22 protein-coding genes and 1 tRNA gene are annotated in these 14,576 nt (G+C 58.9%); 13 read left to right on the top strand and 10 right to left on the bottom strand.

Going from position 1 to position 14,576, the window contains the following annotated elements; translation table 11 throughout:
- Window positions 1-4 precede the first annotated feature (4 nt).
- From BP737_RS14815 to BP737_RS11705, 3 genes are all read right to left on the bottom strand, one after another.
- Entirely contained in the window at window positions 5-511 is a 507-nt protein-coding gene (locus BP737_RS14815; protein WP_394339253.1) for an IS5 family transposase, read from the bottom strand.
- Window positions 439-798, bottom strand: a complete 360-nt coding sequence (locus BP737_RS11710) for a transposase (protein ID WP_342686205.1) — start codon at window positions 796-798, stop codon at window positions 439-441. The genes BP737_RS14815 and BP737_RS11710 overlap by 73 nt, the downstream gene beginning before the upstream one ends.
- 109 nt (window positions 799-907) lie before the next feature.
- Complete coding sequence (locus BP737_RS11705; RefSeq protein ID WP_292409301.1) at window positions 908-1,189, bottom strand: hypothetical protein; 282 nt, start codon at window positions 1,187-1,189, stop codon at window positions 908-910.
- Between the two features lie 99 nt (window positions 1,190-1,288).
- On the opposite strand from BP737_RS11705, the gene BP737_RS11700 reads away from it, so the two are divergent.
- From BP737_RS11700 to BP737_RS11655, 10 genes are all read left to right on the top strand, one after another.
- A complete protein-coding gene (locus tag BP737_RS11700; RefSeq protein WP_292409303.1) occupies window positions 1,289-1,555 on the top strand; it encodes a hypothetical protein in 267 nt (88 codons plus the stop codon).
- The gene (locus tag BP737_RS11695) at window positions 1,534-1,968 is read left to right on the top strand and encodes a hypothetical protein (RefSeq protein ID WP_292409306.1); all 435 of its coding nucleotides are present in this window, start codon (window positions 1,534-1,536) and stop codon (window positions 1,966-1,968) included. Before BP737_RS11700 ends, BP737_RS11695 begins: the two co-directional genes overlap by 22 nt.
- Window positions 1,968-2,117, top strand: a complete 150-nt coding sequence (locus BP737_RS11690; protein ID WP_292409307.1) for a hypothetical protein — start codon at window positions 1,968-1,970, stop codon at window positions 2,115-2,117. The genes BP737_RS11695 and BP737_RS11690 overlap by 1 nt, the downstream gene beginning before the upstream one ends.
- Window positions 2,118-2,762, top strand: coding sequence for a DNA-methyltransferase (locus BP737_RS11685; RefSeq protein WP_292409309.1), 645 nt, complete (start codon window positions 2,118-2,120; stop codon window positions 2,760-2,762).
- Window positions 2,759-2,968, top strand: coding sequence for a hypothetical protein (locus tag BP737_RS11680; RefSeq protein WP_292409311.1), 210 nt, complete (start codon window positions 2,759-2,761; stop codon window positions 2,966-2,968). Before BP737_RS11685 ends, BP737_RS11680 begins: the two co-directional genes overlap by 4 nt.
- Complete coding sequence (locus BP737_RS11675; protein WP_292409313.1) at window positions 2,969-3,163, top strand: hypothetical protein; 195 nt, start codon at window positions 2,969-2,971, stop codon at window positions 3,161-3,163.
- On the top strand, window positions 3,160-3,300 hold the full coding sequence (locus BP737_RS11670) for a hypothetical protein (protein ID WP_292409315.1): 141 nt from the start codon (window positions 3,160-3,162) through the stop codon (window positions 3,298-3,300). The genes BP737_RS11675 and BP737_RS11670 overlap by 4 nt, the downstream gene beginning before the upstream one ends.
- 10 nt (window positions 3,301-3,310) lie before the next feature.
- A complete protein-coding gene (locus BP737_RS11665) occupies window positions 3,311-3,721 on the top strand; it encodes a hypothetical protein (protein ID WP_292409317.1) in 411 nt (136 codons plus the stop codon).
- A gap of 236 nt (window positions 3,722-3,957) precedes the next feature.
- Window positions 3,958-4,521, top strand: coding sequence for a hypothetical protein (locus tag BP737_RS11660; protein ID WP_292409319.1), 564 nt, complete (start codon window positions 3,958-3,960; stop codon window positions 4,519-4,521).
- 301 nt (window positions 4,522-4,822) lie between these two features.
- Window positions 4,823-5,869, top strand: coding sequence for a hypothetical protein (locus BP737_RS11655; protein ID WP_292409320.1), 1,047 nt, complete (start codon window positions 4,823-4,825; stop codon window positions 5,867-5,869).
- Between the two features lie 605 nt (window positions 5,870-6,474).
- Here BP737_RS11655 and BP737_RS11650 read toward each other — a convergent pair.
- Window positions 6,475-6,546: transfer RNA gene (locus tag BP737_RS11650), tRNA-Thr, on the bottom strand.
- 73 nt (window positions 6,547-6,619) lie between these two features.
- A complete protein-coding gene (locus tag BP737_RS11645; protein WP_292409322.1) occupies window positions 6,620-6,916 on the bottom strand; it encodes a DUF3467 domain-containing protein in 297 nt (98 codons plus the stop codon).
- A 135-nt stretch (window positions 6,917-7,051) separates the two neighbouring features.
- Here BP737_RS11645 and BP737_RS11640 point away from each other — a divergent pair, with 135 nt between their 5' ends.
- Window positions 7,052-7,714 carry a CRISPR-associated protein Cas4 gene (locus BP737_RS11640; RefSeq protein WP_292409324.1) on the top strand — a complete coding sequence of 221 codons (663 nt, stop codon included), beginning with the start codon at window positions 7,052-7,054 and terminating at the stop codon, window positions 7,712-7,714.
- Here BP737_RS11640 and BP737_RS11635 read toward each other — a convergent pair whose 3' ends face one another.
- The 4 genes from BP737_RS11635 to BP737_RS11620 form a co-directional block, all read right to left on the bottom strand.
- Window positions 7,715-8,644: a DNA polymerase subunit beta gene (locus BP737_RS11635; protein WP_292409326.1), complete on the bottom strand. Its 930-nt coding sequence runs from the start codon at window positions 8,642-8,644 to the stop codon at window positions 7,715-7,717.
- Between the two features lie 3 nt (window positions 8,645-8,647).
- Window positions 8,648-9,223, bottom strand: a complete 576-nt coding sequence (locus tag BP737_RS11630; protein WP_292409328.1) for an L-threonylcarbamoyladenylate synthase — start codon at window positions 9,221-9,223, stop codon at window positions 8,648-8,650.
- On the bottom strand, window positions 9,223-9,903 hold the full coding sequence (locus tag BP737_RS11625) for a DUF5612 domain-containing protein (RefSeq protein ID WP_292409330.1): 681 nt from the start codon (window positions 9,901-9,903) through the stop codon (window positions 9,223-9,225). The genes BP737_RS11630 and BP737_RS11625 overlap by 1 nt, the downstream gene beginning before the upstream one ends.
- Before the next feature lie 163 nt (window positions 9,904-10,066).
- Complete coding sequence (locus BP737_RS11620; RefSeq protein ID WP_292409332.1) at window positions 10,067-11,011, bottom strand: magnesium transporter CorA family protein; 945 nt, start codon at window positions 11,009-11,011, stop codon at window positions 10,067-10,069.
- Between the two features lie 115 nt (window positions 11,012-11,126).
- On the opposite strand from BP737_RS11620, the gene BP737_RS11615 reads away from it, so the two are divergent.
- Complete coding sequence (locus BP737_RS11615) at window positions 11,127-12,293, top strand: MFS transporter (protein WP_342686204.1); 1,167 nt, start codon at window positions 11,127-11,129, stop codon at window positions 12,291-12,293.
- A 104-nt stretch (window positions 12,294-12,397) separates the two neighbouring features.
- On the opposite strand, the gene BP737_RS11610 is transcribed toward BP737_RS11615, so the two are convergent.
- A complete protein-coding gene (locus BP737_RS11610) occupies window positions 12,398-13,612 on the bottom strand; it encodes an FprA family A-type flavoprotein (RefSeq protein ID WP_292409336.1) in 1,215 nt (404 codons plus the stop codon).
- Window positions 13,613-13,696: 84 nt separating this feature from the next.
- Between BP737_RS11610 and BP737_RS11605 the strand changes: the two genes are divergently transcribed.
- A complete protein-coding gene (locus BP737_RS11605) occupies window positions 13,697-14,545 on the top strand; it encodes a V4R domain-containing protein (RefSeq protein WP_292409338.1) in 849 nt (282 codons plus the stop codon).
- Window positions 14,546-14,576 lie beyond the last annotated feature (31 nt).

Here is a 14,576-nt window from a genome sequence, read left to right as displayed (position 1 = left end):
GAGGTCATCCCAATACTCTCGCGATCATGACGCTGCATGCCAGGTGAATCAGTCCTAGGAATGAGTGCTCATATCGTTCGTATCGCGGGACAATTTTCTTAAACGCTTCAATCCAGCTGAAGAACCGTTCGATGGCACTGCGCTTCTTGTAAAGTATCGGATCGAACCAGAACGGCCTTTCTCGTCTCTGTCGCCTCCGCGATCTCCGGTTGACCGAGATATTGCTCTTGATCCCTCGTTTCCGGTTGTATTGACGAATCTCGCGGGCATCGTAGGCCGCATCTGCGGAGATGATCGCAGGATGATCCTGGGTATTGGGAATCTCAAATGCTTCGAGAGTTGGCTCGTAGAGCCGGGAATCATGGACGTTCGCAGGGGAAACTGTGCAGACAAGCGGAAGACCGTTCCGATCGACCAGAGCGCTCAGTTTGTTCCCGTTTACCTTTTTATAGCCATCATATCCCGTTGATCCCCTTTTTTCGCCGGGATATCCTTGGTATCCGTCGCACAATGTGAGAGATCGATTTTCTTGATCTCGTATCCCGACTGAAGAAGGTCGAGGAAGATCGCCTGATACACGCCTTTCTCGCAGAGTTCGAGGTGATATCGGTGAACCGTCGATTTGGTACCGTATTTCACCGGTACATCGAGCCAGGAGCATCCGGTGGTCAGGACGTACAGGATGCCGTTGATCAGCCCGCGGGGGTCACACCGGGGTCGACCGATATGCGGCTTTGTTGGGGGAAGGTGGTTCTGAACAATCTCCCAGAGATCATCGTCAATTTCCCGGAATACCATGACTCCAGGTTTTATCTGAGGGGTCTTATAATTATAGGATCACCTCGTTCATAGCGGAATGAAACATCAATCCATATTCGGCGGCGCGGGGACACCCTAACGGGGAGCATTATCGTTTGAACCACCCCTCTTTCACTGTGATCCCCGATGGGGCACTTATCTGCTTCCCCTCTAGGTTTTCAAGCATTTTAGACCGGAGTTCTTCAAGCGCCTGAAGGACAGCATAATATGCTTCGGGCGTGTTTGGGGGCTCGTGCGCGGCGATGTATAGCGCGCATGCATGGATAATCTCGCCGCTACGGTCTCGGTGATGTGCGTCTGCAAGTCGATCAATTTGCTCAACCATGCCGGGATCCATCCTTACTCCAGTCTGTTTATTCCTTTTTGCCATTTGCCATCACCAAAATTTACCATTATATATCGTTGATAAACGTTGTAAAACCGGTAGGCATATATGGGTTTGTATATCATTGTTAATTTGTGGTAAACAATGGTAAATAAAAACCAGAAAGCCGCCCTTCTGCACTCCATTTGGTTCAAAGTCCCTACGTGGATGCTCGACGCGATCGATGAGGTACAGGTCAGCCACAAGTTGGTCACCCGCACCGAGGCGGCGCGGCTCATCGTTGTTCGAGGGCTCGATGCTCTCGGTATCGACACTTCAGATGTCGCAGAAGAGGAGGTCTCTGAAACGAAAGGCTCCGTCGAGCGAATTTTCATCAAAGGTGAGAATGCATGTCAAAAAACAAATGCCTGAACGGCAGCCCCGCGTGTTCCCACGCCTGCAAGCACCAGGAAAACCGGGCCGCCACATCTGTATCGGAATCTGAGAATATATTGGTTCGCCCGCGCGTCCCGGATACCTTTGCCTGCCGGGTCGCCAGGTGCCCTGACCTCATCGAGGGTACGAATCGGGCCGGCCGGCCGCACCGCACCTGCAGAGCGGCCGGAAACAAGTGCCCCGGGAAACTCAAGCAGTGCCCGACGGGCTGGCTGGACCAGCATTTGTCTGAGACCCCAAATGCTGCGAAGACCACCGCCTGCCCCCGATGCGGTGCGGACAGCATCCGGACCGGGACCGTGCAGGATGGCATCGGGGCGACGTATGAACGCTACCGGTGCCTGCGGTGCGGGCATGTGATCGTGGTCCAAGACGAGGGGTGCGCCTGATGCAGTACACTCTTTCCCGCGGCCCCTTCCCCGATGAAGCGCTTGCCGTAAGTCGGGCGTATCACATCGGGATCTCCGACGGCACACTTCGGCCCCGGCTGGATCTAGGCCGCTACTTTCGGCAGCGCCGGCTTCCGGGGGTGGAGTAAGTGAACTCCACTCTAATCCTCGGAGACTGTGACACCGGCATGGCGACGCTCCCCGATGACTCAGTTAACCTCATCTTCACCGATCCGCCCTACCTCGGGAAGACGTACGAGCAGGCGTACAGCACTCTCGCACGCCACGCCCCCAGGATCCTCAAATCCTCCGGGTTCCTCGTCATGTACTGCCCGCAGTTCTACCTCAACCGCATCATGCACATCTTCGAGGACGCCCCCGGCCTGAGTTACTTCTGGACCGTGGCACAACTCAACAGCGGTGCAAAAACAGTAGTGTGGGCCCGAAAGGTAATCTGCGGCTGGAAACCTATTCTCATCTACCAGAAACCCCCGATCACGCCGGTAGAAACCATCTTCTTAGATGTAGTCTCCGGGGCCCGGGCAAAGCAGTTCCATCAATGGGAACAGTCTATTCAAGAGCCGTTGCACTTACTCTCACGGCTCACACAACCCGGGGATCTCGTTCTCGACCCTTACGCCGGATCGGGAACGTCCCTCCTCGCGGCAAAGCTCCTCAACCTATCGTACCTCGGATACGAGATCGACCCGCTTGCATACGAGACAGCCCGGGCGCGGCTCCAGCAGGAACCACTCACCATCTCAACGCCTCGCGGGCAAGGGGTGGCAGAATGATCACCGCCACCCGAACAACAAAGGCCCTCCTCACCCGCACCCGGGGGAAGACATGGGACGTCATCCCCGGCACCGAGGAAGGAGAGTTCATCCGTGTACAGGTAGTGGGCCGGCACGCATCGTATTACTGCCGCCGCTCGGACCTCGACGGACGCCGCCAGCAGCTCTACCTCTACGAGCTCACAGCGCCGCAGGAGGCGGTATAGGTGCTTCTCTTCAAGCCCTATCACGTCGAAGCCGTGATCCTCGGAAGGAAGACACAGACACGCAGGAATTGGAAGAAGCCGCGAGTGAAGATCGGCTCCCGCCACCTTGCAAAAACGGTGATGCTTTCGCCGGTCTGGTTCGCCCGGGTTGAGCTCCTCAACATCGTATTGAAGGGTGAGGGGGTGCCGGCATGACCCGCCAGGTCTCTCCCGCAGATATGGATCGGCTTCTCCTCGATCCTCGATGCACCCCCGCTCACCGGGCCGTCATCGATCTTAAGATCGAGTCGGGCGAGTGGGTCATTAAGGCCCCGGACCAGGCGCAAAACTGAGGGGAGCGCAATGGAAGACTTCCCTCATGCGATAGCGGACGCCATCAATGACTTCGAGGCGTCCGCCGGCGTCCGCGTCTGGCAGGTCATCGGCCGTCCGGGATCCTGGCGTGCCGAATACTCCGACCTCCACCCACCCAGGCGACCCCAACCGAGGGAGCCGCAGGCCACCGGTCCGGAACGTCTCTCCTCGTTCGGTGTCTCCGGCCCCCTCGCACCGCTCATGGAGACTCTCCAGGGTATAGCAGCGAAGGCCGGGACTATAAACCTCCACATCGCCCGACCGGCCCGGGACGCCGCTCCGCTCCTGATCTGGTGGACCGCCCGCGATCCACGAACTGCCCTGAGAACACCAGTTCTTCACCACGCACGGATTGAATGCGACTTTCGTACACGGAACAGCGGATCGCCCGCCTCATAGCGACGGGCGATCACACTCAGGCTCAGGTGGCGCGCTTACTCGGAGTTTCACGGAAGCACGTCAGCATCACTATACGGAAGTTACGCGAGCTCGGGCTACTCTGGCCGAGCTCCGCCACCCCGGGAAAAACGGATCAGTGGTGGGTGGGAGCCACAGACCTACGGGCCCCGCGGCCCCCGCCGGAGCTCTCTTCCTGCCGGGTTCACAACATCCGGCTTAAGTATCAGATTACCCGGATGGATGGCCTTCTCTCCCTCGATCCGCTGCACACCGGGTATTACCGCTCATGGAAGATGCGTAACGGGGAGCGTCACAAGTTCCTTGCCGCACAGCAGGGGCCGAACATGCCAGCTATAACGCTCGATCTGCACCCCCGGAGTATCGTAGCATACCCGGACGCCCAACAGCGGATTATAGCCCCTTCTATGGAGGTGGCGGAGGTGCGGGTCCTGCTCGCCATCCATGAAGCCGTGCAGAACTTCGTGCTTGCTCAGTACTACACCGGCTGCACGATCGAGGTGCATCACCCCGACGAGATCGGGAAGATCATTACTCAGCCCCATTACGCCTTCCGGGTCTCGGAGACTCTGGCGGACGGGGGAACTGCTCTCCCGGGTTGGTGGGTGGACCACAGCGAAGGCCCCGCCGAGGTGGAGACGATGGACCGGGGGGGAGCGTCCGCCCTTGACCGGGGGATTCTCCGGCTCCTCACTCACGATCGGGCGCTGGAGAAGATCGACGCCCTCACCGAGCAGGTGAGCAGGCTTACGGCGCTTATGGAGGGGAAGAATGGGGAATGACCTGTGTTCCCATTGCAGCGATCACTTGAGAAAGGCAGGTGTTTCGAGTTAAACCGCGAGAGGAGTGCGACAAAGGGCCTATACCGTGAAGAGGATGCACTCACAGTATTGCTGAGCGCGCGCTCAAAAGTCAATGTTACACACTTAACAATTCATGTATTATACACTTTCACACCGCGCATATGAAAAAGTTAAATATTCTAGGGTTCTTCATTGAGTATACATCCATACTCATAAATATCCAATGTGCAGATGAGTGTATTAATATCGGACCCAGAGAGCTGCGTGAGGGGTATGACGAATGGTCGGATCGAGAGAAATTAGTATTTACATTGCTTCACACAGTGAAGAACACCCCAAGATATCAGTTAATGCTCTTATCAGCAATTTTCAGGCGATCCAGAATTTAATGTATGTCGTATGCGATCACCTAGAGGGTCATAAACCAAGAGCTGCAGGTGACTTCCCCAAGACTGTGAAGGACAATTGCGAGCTGGAAATATCTGAGCTTAAGCAGGGTAGTGTCGACGCTACTGTGAGGCTTTCGCACAGTCAGTATGGACTTCCAGGTGTTGGAGGCACATTCGGGGAGCGTGCGATCTCCATTGCTGGCACCATAGTAGATATCGCTTCGAGTCAAGACGAGATCTACTCTAAGGTACTCGGTGTACTAAATAACGATGAAGATAGAGCGGTTAAATCCATCGAGGTCGTGGATAATCTCTGGCCGGAGCAAGATTCAATATATGATGTCAATATCGGGTTTGGATCTGCGGAGAAAGTAAAGTTAGACCCACAGAGAAAACCCATAATCAAGAATGCCATAATTAAGCCCCCAAAACCAATTAGAAAAACTGTCACGGGCCGTTTAGTAGAGTTAAGTGTAGATAAAAAGCGCCAGTTTATTATTGACACGCCTGAGGGTAAATATACCTGTAAGTATCCTCCAGAACTCGAAGGAATTGTGATAAAAAGAATTAAACAGCTTGTTAGTGTAAGTGGTTCAACTGAGGAGGGTCAACGAACTATTAATATTGCGAACGAAAAAGAATTCAAACCATTAAAAAATCTCCCTCTAACCCACATTCGATTCGATGAATCGCATGTTCTGTCTCTTCGAGTTCCTATCAACCTTGAAGTTGAGTTTGAAAATGACGAATATATCCTTTATAATGATGATTTCAGTCTCCTAGTTACATGCAATGACCTAAAAGATGGTGTAGATAGGATAAACGAAGAATTCAAGTTGCTATGGTTCGATTATGTTGAGGAGGATGTTAACAAATTGACTGAAGGAGGAGTTCAGTTCCGTGAAAAACTGCTATCACTACCGGCTGAGGGGATATAATTGGGAACCCGGAAAAACCGCAACATCCAAAATGCGTTGATAAGAAAAGGTTTCCAACAACATAACTCAAAAGACATCAAATTAACTCTCTACCATAACGGTAAAAAGACGCGGATAGTCACTTGGGTGAGTCACGGAACCAAAGAGATCAGTGATAAACTAATTGGGATAATGGCAAGACAGTTAAAAATCGAGAAAAATGAGTTTGAGAACCTTGTTGACTGTACCTTATCAGAGCAAGGCCTGATCGACCTATATAATAAACGAGAGATCCAGTTCTAAAACCCGATCCAAACTATTTCTATAGCCCTATGTAGGGTGCAACAATCCCTAACCCAAAAACCACGTCAGTCCCAGCTCATCCACTGGCACACAACGCAGGCCCAACCGATAGGTAGCCACTCCCTCTGCTCTCCCGATGACCGTACGTACACCCGGTTCATGATCGTTCCACAGTGGACGCACCGGGGGTGGGTCTCCTTCTTCTCCGTCATGGTATACCCTTTTCTCAACATCGAGATATTTATATCTTCTGCAGAACGAAAGCGCAGGAAAAGACATGAAACAGGTAAACAAATTACGGCTTTGAACCTCGGATGAAAAGGAGCCGCTGGGGGGACTTGAACCCCCGACCTGCTGATTACGAATCAGCCGCTATACCGCTAAGCCACAGCGGCGACTGCCTTACAACATTGTACGTCCGAAATTAAAAAGGTATCACCTGCCCGGAGACCGCCGCCCCGATCCCGTTCAGGAGTAGCCCCGGATGGTGACGTTACTCTCCTGGTGTGGGGCGGTCTCAGGGGTGGTGATCTTGCCGAACTTCTGTTCGTAGTCGGCAACGCTCTTTGCCAGCACCTCGACCAGATTTTTCGCGTGCCGGGGGCTGATCGAGACGATCGCCTTCGCACGCGCCTGGTTCATGCCGGGGATCTCGTGCAGGAAGAGGAACGTGAACTCGTCCTCCTTGTAGGCGATCTGGATCCGGTTCGAGTAGACCGGGTCGAGGTTGCCGGGGATGTTGACCGATATCTCTCGGTTTGCCATACTCTTCTTTTGTGACCTGCTTCGGCATAAGAGTTCGTCCCGGGTGCGGCCGGGGCCGGGACCCCGCACCGGTGCAGAGGACAAGCCCATATAAAGAGGGAGGACGTATGTCTCTCTCAACAGAACCGATTGCGCATGAACGAGTATATCCCGGTATCCGGCGTCGTCGCCTGTCACATCTGCCCCCGGCGCTACTACTTCGAGCGGTCGGAAGAGCGGGAGGAACCACCCCGCTACACCGTCTGCAAACAGGTCTCCATGCACCTTGGAGAACCCCTTGAAGCGGAGCGGATCTGGCAGGAAGTTCTCTGTGTTCTCCCCGATGCTCCCCCGGAAGCCCGGGAATTCCTCGACGAGTGCGTCGCCGCCTGCCGGGAGACGGCCTGGCAGACGCCGGTCCAGACCGACCTTGCCGTCGAGTCCGACCTCCTCGGCATCCGGGGGAGGATAGACAAGGTCTTTTCCGACGGCACGTTCGCCGTCACCCGGTCGAGCACCGCCCCGAAAGCCGGGGTCTATGGCACCGACCGCCTCCGGGTTGCCTGTTACGTCGCCTGTCTCCGGGAGACACTCGGGCGCGCCGTCACCGGCGGCTACGTCGAGTATGTCGCAAGCGGGACCTGCCGGTTCGTCGAGCCCCAGCCCCGCGACCGCAGGGAGATGATCAGGGCGATCCGGGCGGCAAAACGGGTCGTCGCGGGCGATATCCCGCCGCGGCCCCTCAGAGCGCCATGCGACGGCTGCCCCCACTCCGAGCGGTGCACGACCGGTCCGCGACGGCTCTCGGACCTCTTCTGACTACCCCGCGTTCTCAAGCAGCGTCTTTGAGACGATGTACTCCCCCTTCGCCTCGCGAGTCGTGCCGACGATCAGCCACCGCTCGTCGCCGTGCTCCTCCACGACACCCCGGGCCTCGATGACCTCCCCTGCAAGCGCCTGCCCCGCGTAGGTATGAGTGAAGGAGAGCACCCGGGAGATCTCACCGTGGGCCACGGCGTAGACCGCCGGGCTGTCGAAGGAGAGGGAGGCATCGGTGACCGTGGCCTCGATCGTCGTCCGGCCGACCACCTTCCCCTTGCCGGCAGGGACCGCATCCAGGTTCCCGTAGGCCCGGGTGTAGAGGAGGTCGAAGTAGGTCCCCTCGAACTCCCCCCGGTTCCACTTCCGCTGCTCGTGCAGGACAAAGGTGTCAAACGATATCTCCGGGACCCTCTTCTCGTAGACCTTCCGCCACATCGCGGTGCTCATCCCCGGGATCACCCCCGCCCCCACAAGATGCCGGAGCTGACGCTGAGCGGCAAACCAGGCGTCGCCATAGACCACCAGATCGATATCGGAAGCGGCGTTGTCCAGGCCGCAGAGGAGCGAGCCCGTGCACCCGAACGAACCCGGCGGGAGGTCGAAATGGGAGAGGAGCCTCCGCACCCGGGCGTTCCGGGCCGCCACCTTGCCGATCTCCTCTTCCGGTTTATACACCCGCACCACATCAGAGCGGGGCACCCGGTGGACCGAGTCCAGGTACTCCGGCTTATGCTCCCGGATCCAGGCAAAAGACTCGGCAAAGTCATATTTCCGATACCGTCGGCCGGAGAGGCTCGTTCGCTCCCCGCCATCATCGGGGACGTAGCGGAGGATACACCCGATCCGGTCGTCGTTGTCGTAATTCGAGACCGCATAAAGACAACCCTCGCGGTCCTCGATGAAATCACGAAGTCGTATCGGCCGCATGGTTCACCCTAACGTTTCCAGAAACGCCTTCACTGCTTCATATTCCGCGCCCTCCCGCAGGATGCGCCGGGCAGGGAGGTCAACCACCGTGCTCGGTGTTCCGGGAAGTTCTCCGCCGTCAACCAGATAGTCATGGGGCACGGAGACTTCTTCGGGCCGGGTTGGCGGGACATCCCCCGAGATGTTCGCGCTGGTGGCAGTGATGGGAGCGTCGAGCCGCGCGATGATCGCAAGAGCGAGCGCGTGATCGGGCCACCGGATGCCGACAAGGCCTGTGCCGCCGGTGAGGACAGCCGGCAGACAGGACTTCGCCGGCAGAATCACCGTCACCGGACCGGGCAGGAACCGCTCGATGAAGGCCCGCGCGGCCTCGTCCACCACTGCAACAGCCGAAAGCATCTCCATATCCGAGACTGCGACCGATACTGGTTTTCCCACCGGACGGTTCTTAGCCTCGTAGACCCGCATCACCGCATCCTCCGAGAGGGCGTCCGCCCCGAGACCATAGACCGTCTCGGTGGGATAGACGACGAGCCCGTCCCGCGAGAGCACCCTGACTGCCATATCTATCGGATCCATCAGAACTCACGCCCACGTACGCGGTTGATATCAAAGACTCCTTTGCCGCTGACGTGCATCACGGCAAAAACACCGGCCTGGATGGGATCGGTCACGACCAGGTCGGCATGCTGCGGAACGCTCCCGGCCATCTTGAGAGCGATCACCGGGATGCCCGCCTGCCGGACCCGGTCCACGGCCCGCGAGACCTCGCCGCCCATCAGCGACCCGGCGAGCACCAGGATCGACGCCCGGGGGAGCCGGGCCACCGCATCCACGGCAAGCGTCAGGTTCTGCTCCCCGACGAGGGGGATCGTGTCCACCGATATCCGCTCGCCGCGGATGTTGTGGCGGTCCGCCTCGTTTACAGCACCGAGCGCCACCTGCGCCACCTGCGCACCCCCGCCGATGATGATCACCCTTGTGCCGAATATCCGGGAGAACGGCGGGTAGATCGTGACGTCGACGACGGACGGAACCCGCGCAAGGTCGGCGACGAGTTCGCCGTGGTCTCCGCACTCCTCGAACTCAAAGTAGAGGTAGGCCCTCCCGACGTTCGAACCGGTGGTGATGATCGACTGCTGGATCATCTGGATATTGGCCTGGTAATTCGCCATCACCGTGGCCACATCGCGTAACACCCCTGCCCGGTTCTCGGTGATGATCGAGAGGGCATACAGATCGGCATCGCTGCTGGTCATGATCCTCCCCTGCCGGAGATCCGGGTGCTCTCCGATTGCCTGGTGGACAGGAAAAATTCGGTCATATAGCGCTAATTGTTAGATTTGGGTCTCATAAGGGTTATAGGTTTTCGGTATGGCAACCGCACCCGGGCAGAACCGGGACCGATTTTTCGAGCGGACATCATCTCCTGTGCCTGGCGGGATCGAGCAGCTCGCCCGCCCTGATGATCACGAAGGTCGCCACCGCGAGAACGCCCATCAGGCTGAGAATGACCCAGAATGCAAGAGAATGCTCTTTAAGCGGGAGGGATACTTCCATCCCCCAGAGAGCGCCGATGATGGCCGGGACGGAGAGCGCAATGGTGATCTCCGTCAGGGTCCGGACGAGGTTATTGAGGTTCAGCGAGACCAGAGACGTAAACCCACCGATGAGGTCGTTGTGGAGTTTTGCGGTGGTGTTGGCAACGGTGAGGCTCTCTCTGTTCCTATGGACAACGTCCTCCAGCAGGTCCCGATCCTCCGGCTCAAGGTACCTCGAACTCCGGAGCGCCTCAACCATCTCCTGATTGGACCCTAGAGCGGAGACGAAGTACGCGAGGCTCCGCTCGCCGTCCAGGAGATCGATCAGCCCCGTCCCGGTGAGAGCTCGCGTGAGCACCTCCTCATCGAGTACACCCCGCTCCCGGATCTCTCCCAGATGCACCTTGAATATCCGGGCGTTTTGCAGCAAAATCATCAGACAAAACCTGTGTCTCTCGTAGGTGGGGACCGCATACGCATCTTCCAAAAGGAGGTCGAAGATTAATTCCGGATCGCGAGAGCAGATCGTGACGATCATCTTCTCCCGGAGCACGATGCCGAGCGGTTGCGTCACAAACGGCACCGACTGCTCTGCACCGGAGCGGGAACAGAGCAAGACAATAGAGAGGGAACCATCCAGTTTCCTCGCCCGGGCCAGCGCATCCGGATCGAGGGCCTCTTCGATACAGTCCCGGGGGATACCGTGCTCCCGGATAAGGTATTCTTTCTCCTCGTCGGACGGGGCCAGCACATGGACCCATCCGCCTTCTTCCGGGTGATCCCGCAGCGTCAGGGCGCCGTCGACCGTCCTGAACGGAAAGATCATGGCAGGGAGAGAGACACCGAGATTAAAAACGGTATCCTCCGGGGAGGCGGAGAAGAGCAGGGTCCTGTCCCGCTGTTAGAAAGGCCTATGGGCGACGAACGGAAAATTACTCTCAATGGACGGCAGACATCGGGCAGCCTATGCCGTGATAATCCTCTTCGGCATCGTGAGCCTTTTTGGAGACATCATTTACGAAGGGGCGCGGAGCGTCTCCGGTCCGTACCTCCACCACCTCGGCGCCGGTGCTCTCGCCGTCGGGGTGGTCGCGGGTCTTGGAGAGTTCCTCGGTTACGCCCTCCGCCTGGTTTCCGGGTACCTGGCAGACACCACACGGCACTACTGGGCGATCACGTTCATCGGCTATGGGATGCTCGCTGCGGTCCCGCTCCTCGCGCTCGCCGGATCCTGGGAGGCCGCCGCGCTCTTCCTCATCCTCGAGCGGGTAGGTAAAGGCATCCGGGTGCCCGTACGGGACGCCATCCTCGCAAACGCGACGGCGACGGTCGGCCGGGGCTGGGGGTTTGCCGTGCACGAGGTCCTCGACCAGATCGGGGCGATTATCGGGCCGCTGATCTTTACCGCCGTATTCCTTGCCCGGGGAGATTACCGGAACGGGTTTGCCCTCCTTACCGTCCCGTTCGCGCTGATGCTCCTCACCCTGTTCTTCGCCCGGCGCCGGATGCCCGAACCGGCGTTGTTTGAGGACAGCCGCCCGACCCATAGAGTCAATACTCTCCCGGGATCTCTGCTCCCTTACGGCGTCTTCACTGCGCTGACCATGGCCGGGTTCGCGGCGTTCCCGATCATCGCCTATCACTTCGCCGTCACCGGCACGGTCTCCGAAGCAGAGATCCCGCTCATCTACGCTGTTGCCATGGGTGTCGATGCCGTCGCCGCCCTCGCGATCGGGCGCACATACGACCGGTTCGGGCTCGTCACCCTCCTCTCCGTGCCGCTGCTTGCCATCGGCATCCCCTTCCTCGCCTTCGGAACTGACCGCGCCCTCGCCTTTGTCGCCGTGGTGCTCTGGGGTGCGGCAATGGGTGCGCAGGAGACACTTCTCCGGGCCGCCGTCGCGGACTACACCCATATCAGCAAGCGCGGGACGGCATACGGAATATTCAATACAGTCTATGGGGCAGCCTGGTTTGTCGGGAGCGCCTTCATCGGCTGGGCTTACACGGTCGCCATACCGCTCGTTGTCGGGTTCCTGGTGGTGATGCAGGTCGGAGCGCTGGCGGCGTTCGCCCGGGTGAGGCGGGGGTTTGCTGCACCGGCATGACCGGATGCGAAAAAGGGATATGAGTCCGGATACCTCACAGGAGAGATATCCGGACGATCTGCCCGGGGTATTGCCAGAGAGAGGCGGTGCAAGGAGCCCCGGCGTTACCGGGTCCGGATCTCCCGCGCCACCTTCCGCCCGAGCTCGTAACACCGGGCGAGTTCGCCGGCATCCGGGCGGTAGTTCACCTGGAACCCGCCTTCGATCACCTCGATCCCGGCTGCCTTCAGTGCCTCTTCGGCCTGGGCGACCGCGCCGCCCATGCCGCCGTGCGATCCGAACGCACACCCGATCTTCTTTGCCGTAAGGCGCCCCGGCCGCAGTCCCCGGAGGTAGCTGAGGAACCCTGCCACCGTGGGGAGAACCTCGTCCTGGAGTGTCGGCGACCCGATGAGGACCGCCTTTGAGTCGAGCACATCCGTGACGACGTCGCTCCGGTGCGTCCCCTCGTAGCGGCCGTCCCGGAGGAGGCAGACCTTGACGTCAGCCCCTTCGGCCATGACGCCCTCGGCGATAGCCCGGGCCATCATCGTGGTTGAGTTGTGCATGGTGTCGTAGACGATTGTGACCTTATCCTTCGAGACGCCCCTGCTCCAGTCGGTGTAAGCCTTGAGAATGTCCCCGGCATGCGACCGCCAGATAACGCCGTGGCTCGGCGCGACCATCTTGATCTCGATGCCGAGTTTTCCGACCTCGTCGAGCTTCTTTAAGACCTTCGGTGCGAGCGGGATGATCAGGTTCGCGAAGAACTTCTGTGCGTGGGCCATCGCCACGTCCTTCCCGAGCTGGTCGTCGAACCGGGCGGCGCTTGCAACGTGCTGCCCGAAGGCGTCGTTCGGGAAGAGAATGGCATCCTCGGCAAGGTAGGTGAACATCGAGTCGGGCCAGTGGAGCATCGGCGCTTCAAGGAAGATGAGCGTCTTGCCGCCGAGGTCGAGGGTGTCGCCGGTCTTGACAACCCGGATGTTCCAGCCTGTCGTATCGTAGTGGCGGGCAAGGCCGGCCTTCGCCCGCTCCGTGCAGTAGATCGGGATACCGGGCATCTGCCGCACGAACGCGGGCAGGGTGCCGGAGTGGTCCATCTCGATGTGATTCACAACAATGTAGTCGATCTTAACGGGGTCGGAGACAGACTCGATCCGGCCGAGGACCTCTTCCTCGAACCCATGGTAGGCGCCGTCTATGAGCGCCGTCTTCTCACCCTGAACGAGATAGGCGTTGTAGGTCGTTCCCGGGAGGGTGTAGCCGTGATACTCCCGAAGGTTCCAGTCGATTGCCCCGACCCAGTGGACGCCGGGGGCGAGTTTCGTAGCCATCATTTTTTATCCCTCAAGTCGTTCTGCTTTCAACGAACATTCTACTATATCCGAACATTTGATATATCTTCCTTTCGATCCTGATCTATGGAGCAGGTAATGACCGGCAAAGGGAGAGCCGGCCGGCCGAAGCCGGACAGTGAAATAGACCTGTACTCGACGCCGGGCGGGATACGGGCGGTCGAGAATCCGGTGCGGCGTGCGATCCTCTCGGCACTCAGGGAACGTGAGTGCACATTCGACGACCTCGTCGCCCTCGCCGGACGGGCGAAGTCGACAGTCTCGGTGCATCTCCAGGAACTCGCGGCGGCAGGCGTGGTCGGGTCACGGACCGATCCGGAGGATGCAAGACGGAAAGTCTTCTTCCTTTCCGGCAACCTCGTCGCGAGCGTCTCATCGGAGGAACGGGTGGCCGGCAACCTCGCCGCCTATGCGGGGGCGTACTACCGGACAGGGGCGGGCGACCCTTTCGTGTTCTACAAACTGACCTTCCGGACGATCCGGGTCTCGCTTATGCAGGAGGGGATCCTCCTCGACCCGCTCCTCACCCAGGCCGGGGAGCGGGTCGGGGCGGAACTCTATCCAGCGCTCGCCGACCCGGAGACCGGACAATTTTGCACGAATATCGCCCGATTCTGGGACGAACACCACCTCGGTCGGGTCGAGGTCACAGGGACGCAACCGTTAACGCTCCTCATCTACGACTGTTTCGAGTGCGCCGACCTCCCGGTCACCGGCAAACCCGCGTGCGCGTTCGACTCCGGCATCCTCCGGGCGCTCTTCTCCCGCCACTACGGGCGGCCGACGGCGGCGATCGAGACCCGATGCTACTCGATGGGATTTGACCACTGCCGGTTTGAGGTGGTGCCGGAGGAGAAGGGAGAGAGGACACCCACGGATAATGAACCGGGTACGCTCCCCCGGCGCGCTACATGAAAAATGCCGGGGACCATTCAGGTACAGCAGC

It is taken from the genome of Methanoculleus sp. UBA291 (assembly GCF_002499755.1).
Taxonomy (GTDB): Archaea; Halobacteriota; Methanomicrobia; order Methanomicrobiales; family Methanoculleaceae; genus Methanoculleus; species Methanoculleus palmolei.
Note: the sequence above shows the minus strand (reverse complement) of the source record. Positions and strands in the feature narration are given on the sequence as shown.

Coding starts and splice junctions, on each gene's coding strand:
- BP737_RS11625 (WP_292409330.1), bottom strand. CDS start 9,903: ATGACCAGCAGCGATGCCGATCTGTATGCCCTCTCGATCATCACCGAG.
- BP737_RS11670 (WP_292409315.1), top strand. CDS start 3,160: ATGACCCGCCAGGTCTCTCCCGCAGATATGGATCGGCTTCTCCTCGAT.
- BP737_RS11640 (WP_292409324.1), top strand. CDS start 7,052: ATGAACGAGTATATCCCGGTATCCGGCGTCGTCGCCTGTCACATCTGC.
- BP737_RS11700 (WP_292409303.1), top strand. CDS start 1,289: ATGGTAAATAAAAACCAGAAAGCCGCCCTTCTGCACTCCATTTGGTTC.
- BP737_RS11690 (WP_292409307.1), top strand. CDS start 1,968: ATGCAGTACACTCTTTCCCGCGGCCCCTTCCCCGATGAAGCGCTTGCC.
- BP737_RS11610 (WP_292409336.1), bottom strand. CDS start 13,612: ATGATGGCTACGAAACTCGCCCCCGGCGTCCACTGGGTCGGGGCAATC.
- BP737_RS11710 (WP_342686205.1), bottom strand. CDS start 798: ATGGTATTCCGGGAAATTGACGATGATCTCTGGGAGATTGTTCAGAAC.
- BP737_RS11655 (WP_292409320.1), top strand. CDS start 4,823: ATGGTCGGATCGAGAGAAATTAGTATTTACATTGCTTCACACAGTGAA.
- BP737_RS11620 (WP_292409332.1), bottom strand. CDS start 11,011: ATGATCTTTCCGTTCAGGACGGTCGACGGCGCCCTGACGCTGCGGGAT.
- BP737_RS11665 (WP_292409317.1), top strand. CDS start 3,311: ATGGAAGACTTCCCTCATGCGATAGCGGACGCCATCAATGACTTCGAG.
- BP737_RS11645 (WP_292409322.1), bottom strand. CDS start 6,916: ATGGCAAACCGAGAGATATCGGTCAACATCCCCGGCAACCTCGACCCG.
- BP737_RS11635 (WP_292409326.1), bottom strand. CDS start 8,644: ATGCGGCCGATACGACTTCGTGATTTCATCGAGGACCGCGAGGGTTGT.
- BP737_RS11615 (WP_342686204.1), top strand. CDS start 11,127: ATGGACGGCAGACATCGGGCAGCCTATGCCGTGATAATCCTCTTCGGC.
- BP737_RS11705 (WP_292409301.1), bottom strand. CDS start 1,189: ATGGCAAAAAGGAATAAACAGACTGGAGTAAGGATGGATCCCGGCATG.
- BP737_RS11660 (WP_292409319.1), top strand. CDS start 3,958: ATGGATGGCCTTCTCTCCCTCGATCCGCTGCACACCGGGTATTACCGC.
- BP737_RS11630 (WP_292409328.1), bottom strand. CDS start 9,223: ATGGATCCGATAGATATGGCAGTCAGGGTGCTCTCGCGGGACGGGCTC.
- BP737_RS11695 (WP_292409306.1), top strand. CDS start 1,534: ATGTCAAAAAACAAATGCCTGAACGGCAGCCCCGCGTGTTCCCACGCC.
- BP737_RS11680 (WP_292409311.1), top strand. CDS start 2,759: ATGATCACCGCCACCCGAACAACAAAGGCCCTCCTCACCCGCACCCGG.
- BP737_RS11605 (WP_292409338.1), top strand. CDS start 13,697: ATGGAGCAGGTAATGACCGGCAAAGGGAGAGCCGGCCGGCCGAAGCCG.